The organism is Mycobacterium sp. NGS68 (genome assembly GCF_059812195.1).
Window position 1 is genome coordinate 293,278 of the sequence record NZ_JCALCE010000004.1, and the last position, 20,013, is coordinate 313,290.

General features: G+C 69.0%; 18 protein-coding genes and 1 pseudogene. 11 read left to right on the forward strand and 8 right to left on the reverse strand.

Annotation, left to right across the window (positions count from 1 at the left end; translation table 11 throughout):
- Positions 1-3 precede the first annotated feature (3 nt).
- Both AC5Y5V_RS07710 and AC5Y5V_RS07715 read left to right on the forward strand, forming a co-directional pair.
- A complete protein-coding gene (locus tag AC5Y5V_RS07710; protein WP_499932425.1) occupies positions 4-1,302 on the forward strand; it encodes an adenylosuccinate synthase in 1,299 nt (432 codons plus the stop codon).
- Complete coding sequence (locus tag AC5Y5V_RS07715) at positions 1,299-1,946, forward strand: PaaI family thioesterase (protein ID WP_499932427.1); 648 nt, start codon at positions 1,299-1,301, stop codon at positions 1,944-1,946. Before AC5Y5V_RS07710 ends, AC5Y5V_RS07715 begins: the two co-directional genes overlap by 4 nt.
- Before the next feature lie 90 nt (positions 1,947-2,036).
- Here AC5Y5V_RS07715 and AC5Y5V_RS07720 read toward each other — a convergent pair whose 3' ends face one another.
- On the reverse strand, positions 2,037-3,350 hold the full coding sequence (locus tag AC5Y5V_RS07720; protein WP_499932429.1) for a PPE family protein: 1,314 nt from the start codon (positions 3,348-3,350) through the stop codon (positions 2,037-2,039).
- Positions 3,347-3,658: a PE family protein gene (locus tag AC5Y5V_RS07725; RefSeq protein ID WP_499932431.1), complete on the reverse strand. Its 312-nt coding sequence runs from the start codon at positions 3,656-3,658 to the stop codon at positions 3,347-3,349. Before AC5Y5V_RS07725 ends, AC5Y5V_RS07720 begins: the two co-directional genes overlap by 4 nt.
- Positions 3,659-3,893: 235 nt before the next feature.
- Between AC5Y5V_RS07725 and purT the strand changes: the two genes are divergently transcribed.
- From purT to AC5Y5V_RS07740, 3 genes are read left to right on the forward strand one after another with little or no spacing between them, the layout of a single operon-like run.
- The gene (purT, locus tag AC5Y5V_RS07730; protein WP_499932434.1) at positions 3,894-5,126 is read left to right on the forward strand and encodes a formate-dependent phosphoribosylglycinamide formyltransferase; all 1,233 of its coding nucleotides are present in this window, start codon (positions 3,894-3,896) and stop codon (positions 5,124-5,126) included.
- The gene (locus AC5Y5V_RS07735; protein ID WP_499932436.1) at positions 5,123-5,545 is read left to right on the forward strand and encodes a rhodanese-like domain-containing protein; all 423 of its coding nucleotides are present in this window, start codon (positions 5,123-5,125) and stop codon (positions 5,543-5,545) included. The genes purT and AC5Y5V_RS07735 overlap by 4 nt, the downstream gene beginning before the upstream one ends.
- Before the next feature lie 7 nt (positions 5,546-5,552).
- A complete protein-coding gene (locus AC5Y5V_RS07740) occupies positions 5,553-6,773 on the forward strand; it encodes an O-succinylhomoserine sulfhydrylase (protein ID WP_499932438.1) in 1,221 nt (406 codons plus the stop codon).
- A 121-nt stretch (positions 6,774-6,894) separates the two neighbouring features.
- Here the strand turns inward: AC5Y5V_RS07740 and AC5Y5V_RS07745 are convergent, their stop codons facing one another.
- The 4 genes from AC5Y5V_RS07745 to AC5Y5V_RS07760 form a co-directional block, all read right to left on the reverse strand.
- Positions 6,895-8,316 carry an NAD(P)/FAD-dependent oxidoreductase gene (locus AC5Y5V_RS07745; protein ID WP_499932440.1) on the reverse strand — a complete coding sequence of 474 codons (1,422 nt, stop codon included), beginning with the start codon at positions 8,314-8,316 and terminating at the stop codon, positions 6,895-6,897.
- Between the two features lie 115 nt (positions 8,317-8,431).
- Positions 8,432-9,277, reverse strand: coding sequence for an SDR family NAD(P)-dependent oxidoreductase (locus AC5Y5V_RS07750; protein ID WP_499932442.1), 846 nt, complete (start codon positions 9,275-9,277; stop codon positions 8,432-8,434).
- Positions 9,278-9,735: 458 nt separating this feature from the next.
- Positions 9,736-10,350 carry a hypothetical protein gene (locus AC5Y5V_RS07755; protein ID WP_499932443.1) on the reverse strand — a complete coding sequence of 205 codons (615 nt, stop codon included), beginning with the start codon at positions 10,348-10,350 and terminating at the stop codon, positions 9,736-9,738.
- Between the two features lie 84 nt (positions 10,351-10,434).
- Complete coding sequence (locus AC5Y5V_RS07760) at positions 10,435-11,622, reverse strand: acyl-CoA dehydrogenase (protein WP_499932444.1); 1,188 nt, start codon at positions 11,620-11,622, stop codon at positions 10,435-10,437.
- A gap of 43 nt (positions 11,623-11,665) precedes the next feature.
- Here AC5Y5V_RS07760 and AC5Y5V_RS07765 point away from each other — a divergent pair, with 43 nt between their 5' ends.
- The 6 genes from AC5Y5V_RS07765 to AC5Y5V_RS07790 are packed head-to-tail and all read left to right on the forward strand — an operon-like array spanning position 11,666 to position 16,925.
- Entirely contained in the window at positions 11,666-12,046 is a 381-nt protein-coding gene (locus AC5Y5V_RS07765) for a DUF3054 domain-containing protein (protein ID WP_499932445.1), read from the forward strand.
- Positions 12,046-12,951, forward strand: coding sequence for an SAM-dependent methyltransferase (locus AC5Y5V_RS07770; protein WP_499932446.1), 906 nt, complete (start codon positions 12,046-12,048; stop codon positions 12,949-12,951). The genes AC5Y5V_RS07765 and AC5Y5V_RS07770 overlap by 1 nt, the downstream gene beginning before the upstream one ends.
- A gap of 2 nt (positions 12,952-12,953) precedes the next feature.
- Complete coding sequence (locus tag AC5Y5V_RS07775; protein ID WP_499932447.1) at positions 12,954-13,436, forward strand: GNAT family N-acetyltransferase; 483 nt, start codon at positions 12,954-12,956, stop codon at positions 13,434-13,436.
- The gene (locus AC5Y5V_RS07780) at positions 13,433-14,503 is read left to right on the forward strand and encodes an LLM class flavin-dependent oxidoreductase (RefSeq protein WP_499932448.1); all 1,071 of its coding nucleotides are present in this window, start codon (positions 13,433-13,435) and stop codon (positions 14,501-14,503) included. Before AC5Y5V_RS07775 ends, AC5Y5V_RS07780 begins: the two co-directional genes overlap by 4 nt.
- On the forward strand, positions 14,500-15,612 hold the full coding sequence (locus AC5Y5V_RS07785) for an LLM class flavin-dependent oxidoreductase (RefSeq protein ID WP_499932450.1): 1,113 nt from the start codon (positions 14,500-14,502) through the stop codon (positions 15,610-15,612). The genes AC5Y5V_RS07780 and AC5Y5V_RS07785 overlap by 4 nt, the downstream gene beginning before the upstream one ends.
- Positions 15,609-16,925 carry an NtaA/DmoA family FMN-dependent monooxygenase gene (locus AC5Y5V_RS07790; RefSeq protein WP_499932452.1) on the forward strand — a complete coding sequence of 439 codons (1,317 nt, stop codon included), beginning with the start codon at positions 15,609-15,611 and terminating at the stop codon, positions 16,923-16,925. Before AC5Y5V_RS07785 ends, AC5Y5V_RS07790 begins: the two co-directional genes overlap by 4 nt.
- 634 nt (positions 16,926-17,559) lie before the next feature.
- Here the strand turns inward: AC5Y5V_RS07790 and AC5Y5V_RS07795 are convergent.
- Both AC5Y5V_RS07795 and AC5Y5V_RS07800 read right to left on the reverse strand, forming a co-directional pair.
- Positions 17,560-18,816 (reverse strand): HNH endonuclease signature motif containing protein, encoded by a 1,257-nt coding sequence (locus AC5Y5V_RS07795; RefSeq protein ID WP_499932454.1) that lies wholly within the window; start codon positions 18,814-18,816, stop codon positions 17,560-17,562.
- 332 nt (positions 18,817-19,148) lie between these two features.
- A pseudogene (locus AC5Y5V_RS07800) lies at positions 19,149-20,013 on the reverse strand (PPE family protein); the annotation flags it as partial.

A 20,013-nucleotide genomic window follows, 5' to 3' on the forward strand; every position in this document is an offset into this window, starting at 1 on the left:
GTCATGCCGGCAATCGTCCTGATCGGCGCCCAATGGGGCGACGAGGGCAAAGGTAAAGCCACCGACCTGCTTGGCAGTCGCGTGCAGTGGGTGGTGCGCTACCAGGGCGGCAACAACGCCGGGCACACCGTCGTCCTGCCCACCGGTGAGAACTTCGCGCTGCACCTCATCCCGTCGGGGGTGCTCACGCCCGGCGTCACCAACGTGATCGGCAACGGCGTGGTGATCGACCCCGGCGTCCTGCTCAGCGAGCTGAAGGGCCTGGAAGACCGCGGCGTCGACACCTCCAAGCTGCTGATCTCCGCCGACGCGCACCTGCTGATGCCCTACCACGTCGCCATCGACAAGGTCACCGAGCGCTACATGGGCAGCAAGAAGATCGGCACGACGGGCCGCGGCATCGGGCCCTGCTACCAGGACAAGATCGCCCGCATGGGGATCCGCGTGGCCGACGTGCTGGATCAGGAGCAGCTGACCCACAAGGTCGAGGCCGCGCTCGAGTTCAAGAACCAGGTACTGGTCAAGATCTACAACCGCAAGGCCCTCGATCCCGACCACGTCGTCGAGACCCTGCTCGAGCAGGCCGAGGGCTTCCGGCACCGGATCGCCGACACTCGGCTGCTCTTGAACAACGCGCTGGAAGCCGGCGAGACGGTGCTGCTGGAAGGCTCGCAGGGCACCCTGCTCGACGTCGACCACGGCACCTACCCGTACGTGACGTCCTCGAACCCGACGGCCGGCGGCGCGGCGGTGGGCTCGGGGATCGGGCCCACGCGGATCCGCACCGTGCTGGGGATACTCAAGGCCTACACGACGCGGGTGGGCTCGGGCCCGTTCCCCACCGAGCTGTTCGACGAGAATGGCGAATACCTGTCCAAGACGGGTGGCGAGTTCGGGGTGACCACCGGGCGCCGGCGCCGCTGCGGCTGGTTCGACGCCGTCATCGCCCGCTACGCCACCCGGGTCAACGGCATCACCGACTACTTCCTGACCAAGCTCGACGTGCTGTCCAGCCTGCAGACGGTGCCGATCTGCGTCGGCTATCGGATCGGCGGTGTGCAGACGCCCGAGATGCCGATGACCCAGAGCGAGCTGTGTCACGCCGAACCCGTCTACGAGGAGATGCCCGGCTGGTGGGAGGACATCTCCGCGGCGCGCGAGTTCGACGACCTGCCCGCCAAGGCCCGCGACTACGTGCTGCGGCTGGAAGAGCTTGCCGGAGCCCACATTTCGTGCATCGGCGTGGGCCCGGGCCGGGATCAGACGATCGTGCGCCGGGACGTCCTGGCGGCCCGCGCGTGACGGACCCGGACCAGCAGGCTCCCGAAGAACTGGACCCCGAATACCTGCACCACGGCGGCTTTCCGGAATACGGCCCGGCCACCCCCGGCGCTGGCTTCGGCCGGTTCGTGGCGGCGATGCGACGGGTGCAGGACCTGGCGGTGTCCGCCGACCCGGGTGACGACGTGTGGGACTCGGCGGCCGCACAGGCCGAGGCGTTGGCCGAGCTGTTGGGGCCGTATCAGGCCGACGAGGGTCTCGCGCCGGCCGGACGGACGCCGGGCCTGCCCGGCATGGGCAGCCTGCTGATGCCGCCGTGGACGCTGACCGAGTACGGACCTTCCGGTGTCGCGATGACAGGGTATTTCAGCCGGTTTCACGTCGGCGGCAACATGGCGGTGCACGGGGGAGTGCTGCCGCTGCTGTTCGACCACATGTTCGGCATGATTTCGCATGCGTCCGGGCGGCCGATCAGCCGGACCGCCTTCCTGCATGTGGACTATCGCAAGGTCACCCCGATCGACGCGCCCCTGGCCATCCGCGGCCGCGTCACCAGCACCGAGGGCCGCAAGGCGTTCGTGTCCGCCGAGCTCACCGACGCCGACGGCGCCCTGCTGGCCGAGGGCAACGGCCTGATGGTGCGGTTGCTTGCGGGGCAGCCGTAGCTGGCTCGCCGTCACCCGCGTCGCGGCCGGGAGGCATGTGCCTGTTTGCGGGCGGCCGCCGGGCCCCGCTCGGCCCGCCGCCCACACCCCCTACTGCTGATTGGGGTTCGGCGGCACGACGATGATCGTCGCCCCGGGCATCGCGGCCAGGGTCGCCGCGAGATTGGCCACGACGCCGGGCGGCAAGCCGGACGGCAGCCCCGGTATGCCCAATGCTCCGGCCGCCGCGGGTATCGACGGACCGGCCGCAGCGTTGGTTCGCGTGGCCGCCGCGGCCCCGCCGCCGCCAGTTCCCGCCGACGCCGCCGCGGCGGGGGTCGTCGACGAGCCGCCGCCCCGGCCGGCGAGGCCCGCCAGGCTGGTACCCGCCATCCCGGCCGCCGCCATGCCGACGTACCCGTCGTCGGAACCGCTCGTCATGAACATCGGCGTCGTGTTGGGGAACATGGCGGCCACCTGTCGCACCGCGGGCGACATCGCCCAACTCGGCGGCACCGAAAGCCCGCCGACATTCGCCGAGTAGCCGGACAGCGCTGCGATCGGCGGTCCGACGGGACTGGACAGCCGCCCGGGGTTCGGGCTCCTGACCCTGGGGGACGCGGGTACCTCGCCCTCCGCCGCGGGCTCCCCAGCGGCGTTGCTCGGGTTCTCCTCCCACTCCTCGACGTCGTCGTGGCGATACACCTCGATGAGCTGCGCCGCGGACACGCCCAGGCTGCCGGCCGCCACGAGTACGGCGGCGAGCACCAGAACGTCGAGATCCTCCAGCGGCCCCAGGGAGATGGACGGATCCGCGGTGATGCCCAGGGCGCCGAGCGCGGCCTCCAGGCCCGGCGGCAACGACGCCGCGGGCGCGGCCGCCGCGGCCGCGCCGTTGGTGGTGGCCGGCGGCGCCGCAAACGGCGAAAGCTTCGACGCCGCGGCCGAGGACCCTTCATACCCGTCCATCGCGACGATGTCCTGGGCCCACATTTCGCCGTATTCCGCTTCGCCGGTCGCGATCGCCGGCGTGTTCTGGCCGAAGGTGTTCGTCCGCGCCAGCGATATCACCGCTTGGCGGTTCGCGGTCACCTCGCCCGGCGGCACGGTCAGCGAGTGCGCCGTCTCGTAGGCGCCGGCCGCGGCCAAGGCCTGGGCACCGGCCTGCTCGGCCTGCGCGGCAGTGGTTCTCATCCACGTCACATAGGGCGCGACGGCGGCTGCCATCGAAATCGACGACGGCCCCAGCCACTGCTGCGTGGTGAGCGCCGAAATCACCGAGGCATAGGACGCCGCCGTGGCGTGCAACTCGGTGGCCAGCCGGTTCCAGGCCATCGCGGCGGACACCAGCGGCGACGAGCCGGGGCCGGAATAAATTCTGGCGGAATTGATTTCCGGCGGCAGCGCCGCGAAATCCTGCATCATCCGCCTCCCGCGCGAGTCGCGGCGGCGTTGGCGGCCTCGGTTGCGGCGTAGGAGCCCCCGCTGGACGCGAGCACGCCCACGAATTGCTCGTGGATCGCCGCGGCCTGCGCGCTCACCAGCTGGTACAGCTGCGCGTGAACGGCGAACCGCATCGCCGTCGTCGCCGAAACCTCGTCGGCCGCAGCGGGAACCACCTCGGTGGTCAGATCGGCCGCCGCCGCGTTCAGGGCGCTCATCGCCGCGCCGATGCTCGCCAACTCGCGGGCGGCCGTGTTGAGCATCTCTGGTTGCGTCGTCACGAACGACATGGACTTCTCCTTGGAGAGCTGGCCGACACTGCGGCGCAAACCGATTCGGGCAGCGAACGCCGCGCCCGGTTGGGAACGTCACCAATCGCCAATTCGCCGTCACCTCCTCAGTCAGGCAGATGTCAGCAGAGTTGCACAAAAATTCAATTCATGAGCCCAGAAGCGACTTTCTCATAGCGAGGTGTCCGATAAAGCCGACGGTCATGGGGCCGCAAGGGACCCTATCCTGGTAGGCGTGACTGACGGCGCGATCGACGCACACCAGGAGCCCGCGACGCGGGACTCCGTCGGCAAACCCGCCGACACCGACGCCGACGTCAGGCCCGTGGTCCTGTTGCTCGGTTCGGACGAACTCACCCCGGAGCTGACGATCGCGCTGCGGCGCCTCGGCGCGGAGGTGGTGGGCCACTCGGTGTCCGTCTCGAGGTCCGAGGCCGACCAGCTGTCGGCGATCATCGGGCGGCTGGAACCGGATTTCGTGGTGGCGATCCCCGGTCAGGACCCGGTGCCCGACCTCGAGGACCTCAACAAGGTCACCGAGCTGGTGCCCAGCGCCCGAAGTATCCGGCTGACGGCCGACCGCGAGGCCCTGCGTCGGCTCGCCGCCGACGAGCTCGGCCTGCCCACCGCGCCCTTCTGGTTCGCCGGATCGATCGACGAGCTCGAGGCCGTCGGCGTCCACGCGGGCTACCCGCTGCTGGTGAAGCCGGTGCGGGGGCCCGTCGGGCCGGGCCAGTCGCTGGTCACCGGCCCCGAGGACATCGCCGCCGCCTTCCGCCGCGCGGTGGGCCACAACACCAACGAGGCGCACCGTCGGGTGTTGGCCGAAGCGGTCGTCGAGGTCGAGGCGCTCGTCACCCTGCTCGCCGTGCGCAGCGAGGGTCCGAAGGGCCCGACGATCGAGTTCTGTTCGCCCATCGGGCATGTCGACGTCCGCGCCGAGGTGGTGGAATCCTGGCAGCCGCAGCAGATGAGCACCGGCGCGATGGACGCCGCCAGGTCCGTGGCCGCGCGCATCGTCAAGGCGCTCGGCGGGCGCGGCGTGTTCGCGGTCGAAATGATGATCAACGGCGACGAGGTGTATTTCGCCGACGTCACGGCCCACCCGCGCGAGAGCGCCTGGGTGACGTTGCGCAGCCAGCGGCTTTCGGCGCTCGACCTGCAGGCGCGCGTCATTCTGGGCCTCCCGGTGGACACCGTGATGATTTCGCCGGGCGCCTGCCAGGTGCTCAATCCGGGTGGGCTGGGGGGCTCGGCCGGCCGGATGCCTACCGCCGAGGCGCTGACCGGCGCGCTCGCCGTGCCGGAGAGCGACGTCCGCGTGTTCGCGCGGCCCGATGCGCCGCAGGACGCCGACGGCAGGGGCCGGCTGGGCGTGGTGCTGGCCACGGCACCGGATCTGGCGACCGCGCGCAAGCGTGCCCGGGAGGCGGCCGGCCGGCTCGATGTGCGAGACTCACGCGGGTGAGCTACGCAGGAGATATCACGCCCGAGCAGGCCTGGAAGCTACTCAGCGACAACCCCGACGCGGTCCTGGTGGACGTGCGCACCGACTCCGAATGGCGGCTCGTCGGCGTGCCCGACCTGTCCAGCCTGGGTCGTGAGGCGCTGTTCATCGAGTGGAACCGGTCGACCGGGCAGCACAACGACAACTTCCTGGCTGAACTGCGGGACAAGCTCCCGCCGGCGGCGGGTGGGGGAGAGCAGCCGGTGGTGTTCCTGTGTCGGTCGGGCAACCGATCGATCGGCGCCGCCGAGGCCGCGACGGAGGCGGGCCTGACGCCGGCCTACAACGTGCTGGAAGGCTTCGAGGGGCGGTCCGACGCCGCTGGTCAACGCGGTGGAACGGGTTGGCGGGCAATCGGATTGCCCTGGACCCAGGGATGAACCGGCAATGACCGACCAGCCCTCGGTCCGCATACCCAAGGAGCTGCCCGACGGCGTGAGCCAGGCGACCATCGGTGTGCGGGGCGGGATCCTGCGGTCGGGGTTCGACGAGACCGCCGAGGCGATGTACCTGACCTCCGGGTATGTGTACCCGTCGGCGGCGGTCGCGGAGCAGTCGTTCACCGGCGAGCGGGACCACTTCGTGTACTCCCGCTACGGCAACCCCACGGTGACGATGTTCGAGGAGCGGCTGCGTCTCATCGAAGGCGCGCCGGCGGCGTTCGCCACCGCGAGCGGGATGGCCGCGGTGTTCACCTCGCTGGGCGCGCTGCTGGCCGCGGGTGATCGGCTGGTCGCCGCGCGCAGCCTGTTCGGGTCGTGTTTCGTGGTGTGCAGCGAGATCCTGCCGCGGTGGGGGGTGGAGACCGTCTTCGTCGACGGCGACGACCTCTCGCAGTGGGAGGAGGCGCTGTCGGTGCCTACCCACGCGGTGTTCTTCGAAACGCCGTCGAACCCCATGCAGTCGCTGGTCGACATCGCCGCGGTGACCGAACTGGCTCACGCGGCGGGCGCAAAGGTGGTGCTGGACAACGTCTTTGCCACGCCGCTGCTGCAGCAGGGCTTTCCGCTCGGGGTGGACGTGGTGGTGTACTCGGGCACCAAGCACATCGACGGCCAGGGCCGCGTGCTCGGCGGCGCCATCCTGGGCGACAAGGAATACATCGACGGTCCGGTGCAGAAGCTGATGCGGCACACCGGCCCCGCGATGAGCGCGTTCAATGCGTGGGTCTTACTGAAAGGCCTTGAGACGCTGGCGATCCGGGTGGAGCACAGCAACGCCTCGGCGCAGCGCATCGCGGAGTTCCTGGAAGGGCATCCGGCGGTGCGCTGGGTGCGGTACCCGTTCCTGTCGTCGCATCCGCAGTACGACCTGGCCAAGCGCCAAATGTCCGGCGGCGGAACGGTGATCACCTTCGAGCTGGACTGCGCGGCCGATGCCGCCAAGGACCGCGCGTTCGAGGTGCTCGACAAGCTGCAGCTGATCGACATCTCCAACAACCTCGGCGACGCCAAATCCCTGGTCACCCACCCCGCGACGACGACGCACCGGGCGATGGGCCCCGAGGGTCGCGCCGCGATCGGGCTGGGTGACGGCGTGGTGCGGATCTCGGTCGGGCTGGAGGGCACCGACGACCTGATCGCCGATATCGACCGGGCGCTGAGTTAGCCGGATCCGCGTACGCCAGAACGGCCGGCCGCGCTCTTGGGAGTCCCGTCTTGCCCGCGGCGCCGCTCAGCACCCGCCGGCTTCGGCTGCGCCGCCGTCGATGAGGCTCACGCCGCAGTATCTAACCCACTGCTTTCTGTTCGGCCCGTTCGGCTTGTTCGGCGCGTTCGGTCGCCGCCAGCGTGCCCTCTTCCGCATACTCCTTCACCCAGTTCACCGCGACGCGGGCGTAGATCATCTGGCTGGTGATGGCCATCTGGCCGCGCGAGCGGCCCGTGAAGGAGATGAACCAGGCGAACAGCGCGGCGACACGGTTGCGGTGCCCGACCAGGTAGAACAAGTGCAGCACCAGCCACGCCAGCCAGGCGAAGTAGCCGCCGAATTCCAGCTTGCCGACCTGTGCGACCGCGCTGTTGCGCGAGATCGTCGCCATGGAGCCCTTGTTGAAGTACTTGAACGGCTCGCGGGTGGCCGGGTCGTCCTTGCCCTTGACGGTGTTCTTGATCAGTTTGGTGGCGTAGTGCGCCCCCTGGATCGCGCCCTGCGCCATGCCGGGGACGTCGGGCACGAACATCAGGTCGCCGACGACGAAGACGTGCGGGTGTCCCTTGATGCTGAGGTCGGGTTCGACGATCACCCGGCCAGCGCGGTCGACCTCGGTCCCGTCGGACTGGTCGGCGAGCATCTTGCCCAGCGCGCTGCCCTGCACGCCGGCCGCCCACACTTTGCAGGCGCATTCGATGCGGCGTTCGGTGCCGTCCTTCTCCTTGATGCTGATGCCCTTGTAGTCGACGGCGCTCACCATCGCGTTGAGCTGGATCTCGACGTCCATCTTCTCCAGCCGCCGTTGCGCCTTGAGGCCCAGCTTGGGACCCATCGGCGGCAAGACGGCGGGTGCGGCGTCGAGCAGGATGACGCGGCATTCGCTGGGCGTGATCGTCCGGAACGCGCCCGCCAGGGTGCGTTCGGCGAGTTCGACGATCTGTCCGGCCACCTCGACGCCCGTCGGCCCGGCGCCGACCACCACGAAGGTCAGGCGTCGTTGGCGCTCGGCCGGGTCCGTGCTGACCTCGGCGGCCTCGAAGGCGCCCAGGATGCGGCCGCGCAGCTCGAGCGCGTCGTCGATGGTCTTCATGCCCGGCGCGTAGGTGGCGAAGTGGTCGTTGCCGAAGTAGGACTGCTGCGCGCCCGCGGCGACGATCAGGCTGTCGAACGGCGTCACCGTCTCCATGTCCATCAGCTTCGACGTGACCGTCTTCGCCTTCAGGTCGATCGCGTTTACGTCGCCCAGCAACACCCGCACGTTCTTCTGTTTGCGCAGGACCAGCCGCGTGGTCGGGGCGATGTCGCCCTCGGACAGGATTCCGGTCGCCACCTGGTAGAGCAGCGGCTGGAACAGGTGTGTGGTGGTCTTGGAGATCAGGGTGACGTCGACGTCGGCCCGTTTGAGCGACTTGGCCGCGTTCAGCCCGCCGAAGCCGCTTCCGACGATGACGACCTGATGGCGCCTCACGACGGCTGGAGGCTCGCTGGATTGGGTCATAGCTGTCCCTTCTGGTCCTTATGGCTCACAGTCTCCGCAGCGCATGTCCACCGTACGACTCCGCCCAGGCACGCGTCGCGTATTACCGCCACGATGTCGTGCGCGAGCTGCCGGATCATATTGCGGTGGACTCCATGTCGCGCGCCCTCTTGAGCGTCAGCCTGCCCAGCAACGTCGAAAAGCCCGGTGACAGGCGGTCCAGGTACCACAGCGCCTTCCACCAGCCCGGCACCACGATGATCGAGTCGCCGCGCAGCACGGCGCGCAGGGCCCGCTCGGCGAACTTGTCCGGGTCCATCGGCCGCGACACCTCCCAGAACTTGAGCAGTTCCTCGTCGCTGATGCCGGTCTTGGTGAACCGTCCGTACTTGCCGCCGGTGAGGACCGGCGTGCGGATCACGCCCGGACACAGCACCGACACCTGCACACCGTGGCGCTTACCCTCCAGCCGCAACACCTTCGATATCGCGACGACGGCGTGCTTGGTTGCGGTGTAGCTCGCCGAGCCGGGAGCGGCGACGAGCCCCGCCATCGACGCGGTGTTCACGATGTGGCCGCAGCGCTGCCGGATCATGATCGGATAGGCCGCCTGGATGCCGTGCACCACACCGCGCAGGTTGACGTCGAAGACGTCGTTCCAGTCGTCGATCGTGTAGGCGTCGATTTCACCGCCGATCCCGATGCCGGCGTTGTTGAACAGGTAGTCGATCCGCCCGGATTGCTCGACGGCCTGCGCGACGGCCTGCTCGAACGCCGGGAAGTCGCGCACGTCGAGTTCGATCGCGTGCGTCTTCGCGCCGCCTTCGGTGAGGCGTTGCGCCAGCTCTCGCGCCGCGTCGACCTGGCGATCGGCGATCCAGACCTCGGCACCCCCCTCGGCCAACCTGGTGGCCAGCGCCGCGCCGATTCCAGAGGCGCCGCCGGTGACAAAAGCCATCTTCCCCGCGACAGTCGATGTCATTGCAGCAGGATACGCGTCCGGCCCGAGGCAAGAATTCCGCAAGCGTTCGATGCGACATTGCCAGGTGTTGGCGAAAGGAACCGGTGATGAACGCCCCACGCGCCTTTACCCGATCCCTCGCGGGTGCCCTGTTGTCCGGCGTGGTCGCGGCGGGTGCGCTCGGGCTGGCGGCGGGCGTCGCTCAGGCCGCCCCACACCAGGGGTGCCGGACCCAAACCTGTTGGTGTCCAGGGCAACCGCTGCCATCATCGAACACGCCAATAGCGTGGGACATGAACGTCTGCCACGACTGGCATTACGCGTGGCACGAAAATCCGGCCGCGGGAAATCAGGTCGTCGACGGACCGCTGAATTGTTGGGCCATCTTCCCTAGGTGTCTGTGAAACCCAGTGTCACAATGCAAGTCGTGAGTTTGCGATGAAACGCTGTCCAGGAAAACAACTTTCGCGGCAGCGCGGTCACGGCCAGGCGGTCGCGTAGTTTCGGTAGTTCGCGTTGGGCACGCTGCAGAAGTCCGAGGCGGTGCCGGCCAGCAGGATGTAGTAGGTCTCCGGGCGGTGGTTTTCGCCGGACGTGGGATAGGTCCAGCCGGCGTTGCACGCCGTCCCGGGGCCGCCGGCGGTGGCCGCCGGCCAGCTGGACCGCACGCAGTCGGTCAGGGCGTCGACGTCGGCGGTGGCGCTCTTGGCGATCACCAGCACCGCTCCGCCCCACTGCCCGTCGGCGCGCCGGTAGGCCCGCGCCCCGACGTTGTCCTTCTGGCAGGCCAGCGTTCGTTGCAGGGATTGGAACGGGGCGGCCAGGTCGTGGTTGGTGACCCCGGCCGATGCGTTGATGAAGGCGGCCGCGTCGGAGCCGTCGACCTCCTGGATTTCGGGGTTGTTGCGGCTGGTCAGCTGCAGCAGGATCCGGCCCTGCGCCGCCTCGTCACCGCCGCCGATGATCGGGCCGCCGCCGGTGGCGGTCATGGGCGGCAGGGCGGCGTTCGGATCGGCGGCGGCAGGTGTCCCGGGCGCAGCGGCCAGCGCCAACACGGCGACACCCGCGACGATCCGACGTGTCACGTCTCCCACGGCAATCTCCCCGGCGGCATGGGGTGCACGGCACCTGTTCCTGGATAGTACGTCGGTCAAATTGCCGCGACCGTTACGAAAGCGTCAGCGGAAGGCGGCCAGGTCGGTGAACGCCTGGCCGAGGACGAGCTGGTGCATTTCGGCCGTGCCCTCGTAGGTCAGCACCGACTCGAGGTTGACCATGTGCCGGATCACCGGGTATTCCAGCGAGATTCCGTTGCCGCCGAGGATGGTTCTCGCGGTCCGGCAGATCTTGAGGGCCTCGCGGGTGTTGTTGAGCTTGCCGAAGCTGACCTGGTCGGGGCGCAGGCCGACGCCGTCTTTGAGCCGGCCGAGGTGCAGGGACAGCAGCTGACCCTTGTGCAGTTCGACCGCCATGTCGACGAGTTTGGCCTGGGTGAGCTGGAATCCGGCGATCGGACGGCCGAACTGGGTGCGCTGCGACGCGTAGTCCAGCGCCGACTGCCACGCCGAGCGCGCCGCCCCCATCGAGCCCCAGATGATGCCGTAGCGCGCCTCGGACAGGCAGGACAGCGGCCCCTTGAGGCCCAGCGCGTCGGGCAGCATCGCCTCGCCGGGCAGGCGCACGTCGTCGAGGACCAACTCGCTGGTGATCGACGCCCGCAGCGACAGCTTGTGATGGATGGTGTTGGCGGTGAATCCCTCGGCGTCGGTGGGCACGACGAACCCGCGAATGCCGTCGTCGGTCATGGCCCATACGATCGCAACATCGGCGACCGAGCCGTTGGTGATCCACATCTTGCGGCCGTTGATGATCCAATCCGAACCATCTTGCTGCGCGCGGGTTTTCATGCCGGCCGGGTCGGATCCGGCGTCGGGCTCGGTGAGCCCGAAGCAGCCGATCAGCTCACCGCCGGCCATGCCGGGCAGCCACTGCTGCTTCTGCTCCTCGGAGCCGAAGTTCCAGATGGCGAACATCGCCAGCGACCCCTGCACCGACACCATGGACCGCACGCCCGAGTCGGCGGCTTCGAGTTCCACACAGGCCAGCCCGTAATGCACGGCCGACGACCCGCCGCAGCCGTAGCCCTCCAGGTGCATGCCGAGCAGACCAAGTTCGCCGAACTGCTTGGCCAGCTCGCGGACCACCGGTAGATCGCCGGCCTCGAACCACTCCGCGACGTACGGCGTGACGTGCTCGGCGCAGAACTTGCGGACGGTTTCGCGCACCGCGATTTCATCGCTGGACAGCGACGCGTCCAGGCCCAGGGGGTCGTAAGGGTCGAACGACGGTGGTGCTTGTGTGCTCATGCGCCCTCCTTCAGGGGTCAATGATTCGCGGTAGTCTCGCTGCATGCAATCGCGGCGCGGACCGGCGTGGCTGGGCGCCGACATCGTCAGCGTTCTGGTGTTCTGTGCGCTCGGGCGCCGCAGCCACGACGAGGGGCTCAATGTCACGGGCATCGCGAGCACCGCGTGGCCGTTTCTGTCGGGGACCGTCGCCGGGTGGGTGCTGTCGCGCGCTTGGCGGCGGCCCACGGCGGTGCTGCCCACCGGGGTGATCGTCTGGGTGTCCACGGTGGTGGTCGGGATGCTGCTGCGCAAGGCCAGTTCCGCGAGCGTGGCGGGCGCCTTCGTCGCGGTGGCCTCGACGGTTACCGCGGTGCTGCTGCTCGGGTGGCGCGCGGCTGTCCCCCTTGTCGAAGGGGCGCTACGCCGCCGCTCGGGCAGCTGATGGTGCGGACAGACAACGACACCTGGGATCCGACGACCGGCGTCGGGATGACGGCGACGTTCGGCGCTGCGGCGCGCGCGGTGGCGACCCACAAGGGGCTGATCGAAGATCCGTTGGCGGAGGAGCTGGTCCGCGCCGTCGGGGTGAAGTATTTCACCCGGCTGATCGACAACCAGATCTTCGCGGACGACGCGGGCGACAACCCGCGCCTCACCGGGCTCATCGACATACTGGTGGCCTACACCCGGTTTCTGGACCAGTTCATCGCCGACGCCGGGCGGCTGGGCATTCGCCAAGCGGTGCTCCTCGCGTCCGGTCTGGACACCCGTCCGTATCGGCTGTGGTGGCCGCCCGGGACCACCGTCTACGAGATCGACCAGCCCGAGATCGTCGAATTCAAGACCCGGGTGCTGCGCGGGCTGGGCGCCCGGGTGACCACGAACCGTTGCGCGGTCGGCGTCGACCTGCGCCAGGACTGGCTGGCGGCGCTGCGGCGGGTCGGCTTCGACAGCTCGCAGCGCACGGTGTGGATCGCCGAGCAGCTGCTGGTGGGATACCTGGCCCCCGAAGCGCAGAATCGGCTCCTGCACGATGTCAGCGCGGTGAGCGCCGCGGGCAGCCGGTTCGCGGCCGATCACATGCCCACGTGGACGCCGTTGCAGCTCGAGGAGGGGCATGCCTTCGTCGACCACTGGCGCAATCAAGGCCTGCAAGTCGACTTGGCCATGCTGACCTACCCGGGCGAATATCCGTATGTGCCCGAGTACCTGGCGTCGCACGGCTGGCAGACGTCCGACAAGACCATCGTCGAGATGTGCGCCGCCACCGGCATGCCGACTCGTCGTCCGCCCCGGCCGCGCGACGTGGCCATCACCCCCAAATACGTGACGGCGGTAAGGGTTTAGTGGTGTCCGAACTGCTCAGCTTTGTGCCCGCCGGCCTCGATGATCCGCTGGCGCAGCCCTTGCTGACGGAACTGGCCGTCGAGTACGCGGACCGCTACGGCCGCACGCCGGAGCTGTATCTGACGTGGATGCGCAGCGGCCCGGCCGACGAGTTCCTGCCGCCCGACGGCGGAATGCTGATCGGTCTGCTCGACGGCCGTGTCGTCACCGGCGGCGCTTTCAGCCGGTTCGACGCCGACACGGCCGAACTGAAGCGGATCTGGACCGACCGCGAGCATCGGCGACGCGGCTACGCGGTGGCGCTGCTGGACGCGCTGGAAACCGAGATCGCCGCCCGCGGTTATCGAAAGGTCTACCTGGTCACCGGCGACCGTCAGCCCGAGGCCGAGGAGTTGTACCGCAGCGTCGGATACACCCGGCTGCCCGGGCCGCTGCCGTCCCGCGGTCCGGTGCTGCCCATCGCGTTCGAAAAGGGTTTGGCATGACCGCGGAACTGCATCTGGGTGTCGCGCTGGACGGATACGGCTGGAACCCGCAGGCCTGGCGGGCCGTGCCGGGCGCGCCGTCGGTGCTGTCCGGTCGCTACTGGGCCGACCTCGCGGCCACCGCCGAGCGGGGCCTGCTGGACTTCCTCACGATCGACGACACCCTGATGCCCCAGCCGGGCCGGCGCGAGCGGATCGACCCGAGTCGGTTGGCCGGCCGCGCCGACGCCGTGCTGGTCGCGGCCCGGATCGCGTCCGCGACCCGGCACATCGGGCTGATCCCGGTGGCCACCGTCACCCACACCGAGCCGTTCCACGTGTCCAAATCCATTGCCACCCTTGACTATGTCTCGCATGGGCGTGCGGGCTGGCAGGTCCGCGTGAGCGCGACGGCGCACGAGGCCGCGCTGTTCGGCCGCCGCGACGTGTCGGTGGGGGACCTCTTTGCCGAGGCGGTGGAGTACGTCGACGTGGTCCGCCGCCTCTGGGACAGCTGGGAGGACGACGCGATCATCCGCGACGCGGCCAGCGGCCGTTACGTCGACCGCGACAAGCTGCATTACATCGACTTCGCCGGACGGTACTTCTCCGTCAAGGGGCCGTCGATTACGCCCCGCCCGCCGCAGGGCCAGCCGGTGGTCGCCGCCCTGGCCCATGCCGGCCCGATCTACGAATTCGCCACCGCCACTGCCGATGTCGTCTTCGTGACGCCCACCGACGCGGCGTCGCTGCGGGAGATACTCGAGCAGGTGCCGGGGCTGAAGGTGTTCGCCGACGTGGTGGTGTCGTTCGGCGGCGACGCCGACTTCCGCTCGGACTGCATGGTGATCTCCACCAGCCCAACGGAATTGGTAGACCTGCTGCTCGAGTGGCAGCGGCTCGGCATCGACGGCGCCCGGCTGCGTCCGGCCGTCAACGCCGCCGACCTCCCGGTGATCGTCGACGAGGTGGTGCCGCTGCTGCAACGGGCCGGGCGGTTCCGCACCGCCTACCGCGACGGTGAGACGCTGCGCGAACGGCTCGGCCTACCGGTCGCGCCGAACCGCTACGCGGCGGTGGGGCAATGATCCCGCTGTCGATCCTGGACCTCGCGCCGATCAGCGCGGGCAGCGACGCTCCGACGGCCCTGCGCAACACCGTCGACCTCGCCCAGCGCGCCGAGGGATGGGGGTATCGCCGGTTCTGGATTGCCGAACACCACTTCGTCGGCGTCGCGAGCTCGGCGCCCGCCGTGCTGATCGGGCAGATCGCGGCCGCTACCAACACGATTCACGTGGGCGCGGCCGCCGTGCAGCTCAGTCACACCACGGCTGCCGCGGTGGTCGAGAGCTTCGGGATGCTCGAGGCGTTCCATCCGGGCCGCATCGACCTGGGCGTCGGCCGCGGTCAGCGCCGCGACACGGGGTTCAAGCCGAAACAGCCGGGCAGGACCCGCACGCCGCGGGTGTGGCGCGAGGTCGACGGTGTGGTCATCCCGCTGCCCTTCGACCTGCGCGGGCTGCTGGACACCGCGCGGGTGCAGGCCACGATGGCGATCCTGCAGCAACCGGAAGCGGTGTCGCCCGACTTCGCCGACCAGCTCGCCGACATCCTGGCCATGCTGGACGGCAGCTACGAAGTCGACGGCTTCGACGTGCACGCGGTGCCCGGGGAGCGATCCGGCCTGACGCCGTGGGTCTTCGGCAGCACCCGGGGCCAGAGCGCGCGGCTCGCCGGAGCGCACGGGCTGCCGTTCGTCGCGAGCTATCACATCACCCCGGCGACCGCGCTGGAGGCCATCGAGGCCTACCGCGACACCTTCGTCCCGTCGGCGACGCTGCAGCGGCCCTACGTGGTGGTGTCCGCCGACATCGTCGTCGCCGACGACAGCGCCACGGCCCGGCACCTGGCCACCGGTTACGGGCAGTGGGTGTATTCGATCCGGACCGGCGTCGGCGCTAGGCCGTATCCGGACCCCGACGACTGCCCGCCGCTGACCGAGGAGCAGCTGCCGGTGGTCAAGGACCGGCTGGAAACGCAATTCGTCGGTGATCCGGACGAGGTGGCCGAGCGACTGTCCGCGTTGGCGCGCCTGACCGACGCCGACGAGCTGGTCGTCACCACGGTGACGCACCGTCACGAAGACCGGCTGCGCTCGCACGAGCTGATCGCGCGTCGCTGGGGCCTGGGCCGTTGAACCGCAAGCCGATTCACCTGGCCGCGCACTTTCCGGGGGTCAACAACACCACCGTGTGGACCGATCCCAGCGCGGGCAGCCAGATCGAGTTCGAGTCGTTCGTGCACCTGGCCCGCACCGCCGAACGCGGCCTGTTCGACTTTTTCTTCCTGGCCGAAGGCCTGCGGCTGCGCGAGCACCGCGGACAGATCTACGACCTCGACGTGGTGGGGCGGCCGGACACCTTCACCGTGCTGGCGGCGCTGGGCGGCGTCACCGACAAGCTCGGGCTGACCGGGACCATCAACACCACCTTCAACGAACCGTTCGAGGTGGCACGGCAATTCGCCACTCTGGACCATCTCACGGATGGCCGCGCGGGTTGGAACATCGTCACCTCGTCCGACGCGTTCACCGGCGCCAACTTCCGGCGCGGCGGCTTTCTCGATCATTCCGAGCGCTATCAGCGGGCCGAGGAGTTCGTTACCGTGGCCCGCGCCTTCTGGGACAGCTGGGCGCCCGATGCCGTCGTGCGCCAGGGCGGCGTCTACGTCGATCCGGACCGGATCCGCAGCGTCGAACATACGGGTCCGCACTTTCAGGTGCGCGGGTTCGCGACGCTGCCCGCCGGGCCGCAGGGCCACCCGGTGCTGCTGCAGGCCGGCGACTCGCCCGAGGGCCGCGCCTTCGGCGCCCGGCACGCCGACGCCCTGTTCACCCTGCACGCGTCGCTCGAGGACGGGCAGCGCTACTACGCCGACGTCAAGGGCCGGGCTCGGGCCGCCGGTCGAGACCCCAACCAGCTCAAGGTTTTTCCCGCCGCGACGTTCGTGATCGGCGACAGCGACGTCGACGCGGCTGACCGGGCGCGGCACATCCGGTATCAACAGGTGAGCGGCGCGACCGCGATCGCGATGCTGGAGCAGGTGTGGGGCCGCGACCTGTCCGCCTACGACCCCGACGGGCCGCTACCGGACGTCGAACCCGTCGCCGACGGCGGCATCACCCAGGGCCGGGTGCGCCACGTCGACCCGGCCGCGGTAGCGGCGCGCTGGCGGGAGCGCGCGCAGGCGGAGAACCTGTCGATCCGCGAGCTGATCATCGCGGTCACCAGTCGGCAGCAGTTCGTCGGAACCCCCGTGCAGATCGCCGACGAGATCGACCGCTACGTCCAGGCCGACGCCTGCGACGGGTTCATCCTGGTGCCACACCTGACGCCGCACGGGCTCGACGAGTTCGTCGACCGGGTGGTGCCGCTGCTGCAGGAGCGCGGCGCTTTCCGCACCGCCTACGCCGGCGACACGCTGCGCGATCACCTGGGGCTGACCGGCTGACCCGTCGCGTGCCCGCGAGTGTGCACAAATGTACGGCGACACGCTGCGCTGACCGGCATTTTCTGCACGCTCGCGGCGTCTGGCCCGCCAGGGCGCTCAAATTTGCGTGAAAAAGCGAGTGGAGCCTCGAATTTGGGGACTGGCGTGGCGGCGCTGCCCGCCGGGTCGGCCTCGCGAGTCCCAGGCGCCGCAACAAAATTGGCATATGGCCTGTTGCCCGCCTCGTAGCGACAGCCTGTCGCGCGAAGGCGGGCGAGTCGGCACACGGTTGACCCGTCGCGTGCGGCCGGCCCGCCGTCGGCCCGCGCGAGAGCCCTCAAATTTGCGTGAAAATGCGGGTGAGCGGCCGCGAATTTGGGGACGCGCACCGCGGATCTCGGGCGTCACAAGAAAACTGGCATGTGCATTTTTGTCCACCTATCAGCGACAAATCCCGAAAATCACTGCGCTACAGCGCGTTTCCGCAGGCACACCAGCAAGCACGGGCCAGACCCGCCACCTGGCCGCGAGTGCGCGCAGAGGTGCGGCGACGCGCTGCGCTAGCCAGGTATTTCGTGCACACCCACAGCGGGGCGGGCCGCCGCCGGCCCGCGCCGCAACACCATCACCGAACACAGCCAGAACCCGAGATACGCTATGTCCCCGTCTTTTCGGGCTCGTAGGGTGTGTACCACCACCAGTCGGCGCGTTCGCCCAGGGGTCCGTTCCAGGGTGGCACGTCGGGTGGGGGTGTGTTGGGTGGTCGGGCCAGGGATCGGTTGTCCAGGGTGCGGCCTTCGCTGTCGGTGACGGTGAGGTCCTCGGCGGTGCCGGAGATCGTGATGCCGCCCCGATGATGCAAACGATGGTGATACGGACACAGCAGCACCAGATTGGTCAACTCCGTCGGCCCACCGTCCTCCCAATGGACGAGGTGGTGGGCGTGCAGGCCGCGGGTGGCCCCACACCCGGGCACCGCACACGTGCGATGACGCTGTTCGAGCGCGCGGCGCAACCGCCGGCTGATCTGACGCGTCTCCCGACCCGCCCCGATCGGCACCCCGTCGCGCTCAAACCACGCCTCAAAAGTCGCATCACAGGTCAGGTATTGGCGTTCGGCGTTGGTCAGCAGCGGGCCCAGGTGCAGGGCGGCGGCGCGCTGGGCTAGGTCGAGGTGCACCACTACCGTGGTGTGCGCGCTGTGGGGGCGCTGGGCGGCATCGGCGTCCCAGCCGGCCTCGACCAGCCGCAGGAATGCGTCGAGCGTCGTCGGGAACGGGGGCCGTTGCCCGTCCTCCTCGGCGCTGCTGTCGGCGTGATCACGTTTCCACCCCGCGATCAGCGCATCCCGGTGCGAGGCCAGCGCGGCATCAAACTTGGCGGCGTCGTGGGGGCCCAGGGTGATCCGATAACACGCCCCGGCCTCGGTGCCGGTCTTACGGAACGAGGCCTCCGGCGCCGGCATCGGTTCCGGATCGGGGCGGGGCTCCAACTTGACCGCGGTGCGCAACTGGTTGACCGTGGCCACCGCCGCCAACTCCGCATAATGCTCATCCGAGCCCGCACCCGCACCCGCGGCGATCACCCCCACCTGATCCAGCGACAACCGGCCCTCGGCCATCCCGGCGGCGCAGCGCGGGAACTCTTCAACCCGTTGCGCGACGGTGGTGATCGTGGCCGCCGTCGCCGACGACAACCCCAGCCGCCAGGCCACCAACGCCTTGACCGACCGCGCCCCGGTCATCCCACACAACCCATCCCGCTCAATCTCAGCCACCCGCGCCACAATCTGGGCGTCGATCGCGTTGCGCTGACCCGCCAACTCCGCGAGCTCCCCGAACAACACCTCCAAACGATCCATCGGCCTGTCCGCCGGCACAGACACAAGAGGCGTGGGCGGAAACGACGACATAACCCCATCAAAGCAGCCACCTACGACAACTTTCGGCGACCAACTCTGGGCCTAAGATGACCAGCACAACCCTGATCGGCTACCCAACGGCCCCCGAAGACTCCCGCCCAATTGTCGCCGAGGTTAAGCGGCGCCGACCGCAGTGCGGGGGCCACCGTCGGCTCGACCCAGCTCGTCCCGGCACCGCTGAACATCCCCGAGGACTGCTCGTAGCGAACTGGTTTAGACGGTACGGGGACCGCACCATCGTCCATCTGGTCAACGAAGCGGCGGCCGCGGCAACCGTCACGGCCGCCGCTTCACCCTGCCCTTTGACAAACCCGGACCCCATATCAGAAGGGCAGCCTGCCGCCGAAGAATCCCGCCCAGTCGGCACCCAGGTTGAAGAATCCGGAGTTGCCTGTGCCCGAATTCAGGAAGCCCGAGTTGTTGCCGGACGCATAACCGTCGTTGTCGTTTCCAAAGCCGACGTTCTGATCGCCTCGGTTGAAGAACCCCGTGTTGATGGAACCGGAATTACCGAAACCGGCGTTTCCGAAGCCGCTGTTTCCGATGCCGGCCTGAATGTCGCCGTCGTTCCAGAAGCCCGCGACGGCCGAGCCCGTGTTGCCGAAGCCGGAGGCGTTGCCGCCGGTGTTATTGAAGCCTGACATGTAGATTCCGCTATTCCCGAAGCCGGAAAGCGATGGCGCCTGGTCAGTGGCACCGCCAATACCGGTGTTGAACTCGCCCGAGTTAAAGGCGCCGGTGTTGTAGCCACCCGAATTTCCGAAACCGGTATTCGTGGGGCCCGAGTTGAACGATCCGGTGTTTACGGCGGATGAGTTGAAGCTACCGAAGTTGTTGGAGTAGGAGTTGAAGCTGCCCACGTTTCGCGCGCCCGCGTTGAAGAAGCCGTCGTTGTAGGGGCTGGCGTTGTATGCGCCGACGTTGGCGAAACCCGCATTGCCGAAGCCGAGGTTCTGGTCGCCGTAATTCCCCCACCCGGTATTAATTTGGCCGGAGTTTCCGAAGCCGGTGTTGCCGCTGCCCGCGTTGCCCCAGCCGTAATTTCCGTCGCCGGAGTTCGTCCAGCCGACGTTGTTGTCCCCGGAGTTGAAGAAACCGATGTTGCCCGAGCCCGAGTTGAACAGCCCGATATTGCCGGTGCCCGTGTTGAGTCGGATGCCGAACTGGTTGTTGCCGGTCAGTCCGATG

Excerpts from the sequence above, each read along its gene's own strand:
- AC5Y5V_RS07795 (WP_499932454.1), bottom strand. The coding sequence starts at position 18,816 with ATGTCGTCGTTTCCGCCCACGCCTCTTGTGTCTGTGCCGGCGGACAGG.
- AC5Y5V_RS07745 (WP_499932440.1), bottom strand. The coding sequence starts at position 8,316 with ATGACCCAATCCAGCGAGCCTCCAGCCGTCGTGAGGCGCCATCAGGTC.
- AC5Y5V_RS07770 (WP_499932446.1), top strand. The coding sequence starts at position 12,046 with ATGGTGCGGACAGACAACGACACCTGGGATCCGACGACCGGCGTCGGG.
- AC5Y5V_RS07720 (WP_499932429.1), bottom strand. The coding sequence starts at position 3,350 with ATGATGCAGGATTTCGCGGCGCTGCCGCCGGAAATCAATTCCGCCAGA.
- AC5Y5V_RS07740 (WP_499932438.1), top strand. The coding sequence starts at position 5,553 with ATGACCGACCAGCCCTCGGTCCGCATACCCAAGGAGCTGCCCGACGGC.
- AC5Y5V_RS07760 (WP_499932444.1), bottom strand. The coding sequence starts at position 11,622 with ATGAGCACACAAGCACCACCGTCGTTCGACCCTTACGACCCCCTGGGC.
- AC5Y5V_RS07750 (WP_499932442.1), bottom strand. The coding sequence starts at position 9,277 with ATGACATCGACTGTCGCGGGGAAGATGGCTTTTGTCACCGGCGGCGCC.
- AC5Y5V_RS07725 (WP_499932431.1), bottom strand. The coding sequence starts at position 3,658 with ATGTCGTTCGTGACGACGCAACCAGAGATGCTCAACACGGCCGCCCGC.
- AC5Y5V_RS07780 (WP_499932448.1), top strand. The coding sequence starts at position 13,433 with ATGACCGCGGAACTGCATCTGGGTGTCGCGCTGGACGGATACGGCTGG.
- AC5Y5V_RS07785 (WP_499932450.1), top strand. The coding sequence starts at position 14,500 with ATGATCCCGCTGTCGATCCTGGACCTCGCGCCGATCAGCGCGGGCAGC.
- AC5Y5V_RS07765 (WP_499932445.1), top strand. The coding sequence starts at position 11,666 with ATGCAATCGCGGCGCGGACCGGCGTGGCTGGGCGCCGACATCGTCAGC.
- AC5Y5V_RS07710 (WP_499932425.1), top strand. The coding sequence starts at position 4 with ATGCCGGCAATCGTCCTGATCGGCGCCCAATGGGGCGACGAGGGCAAA.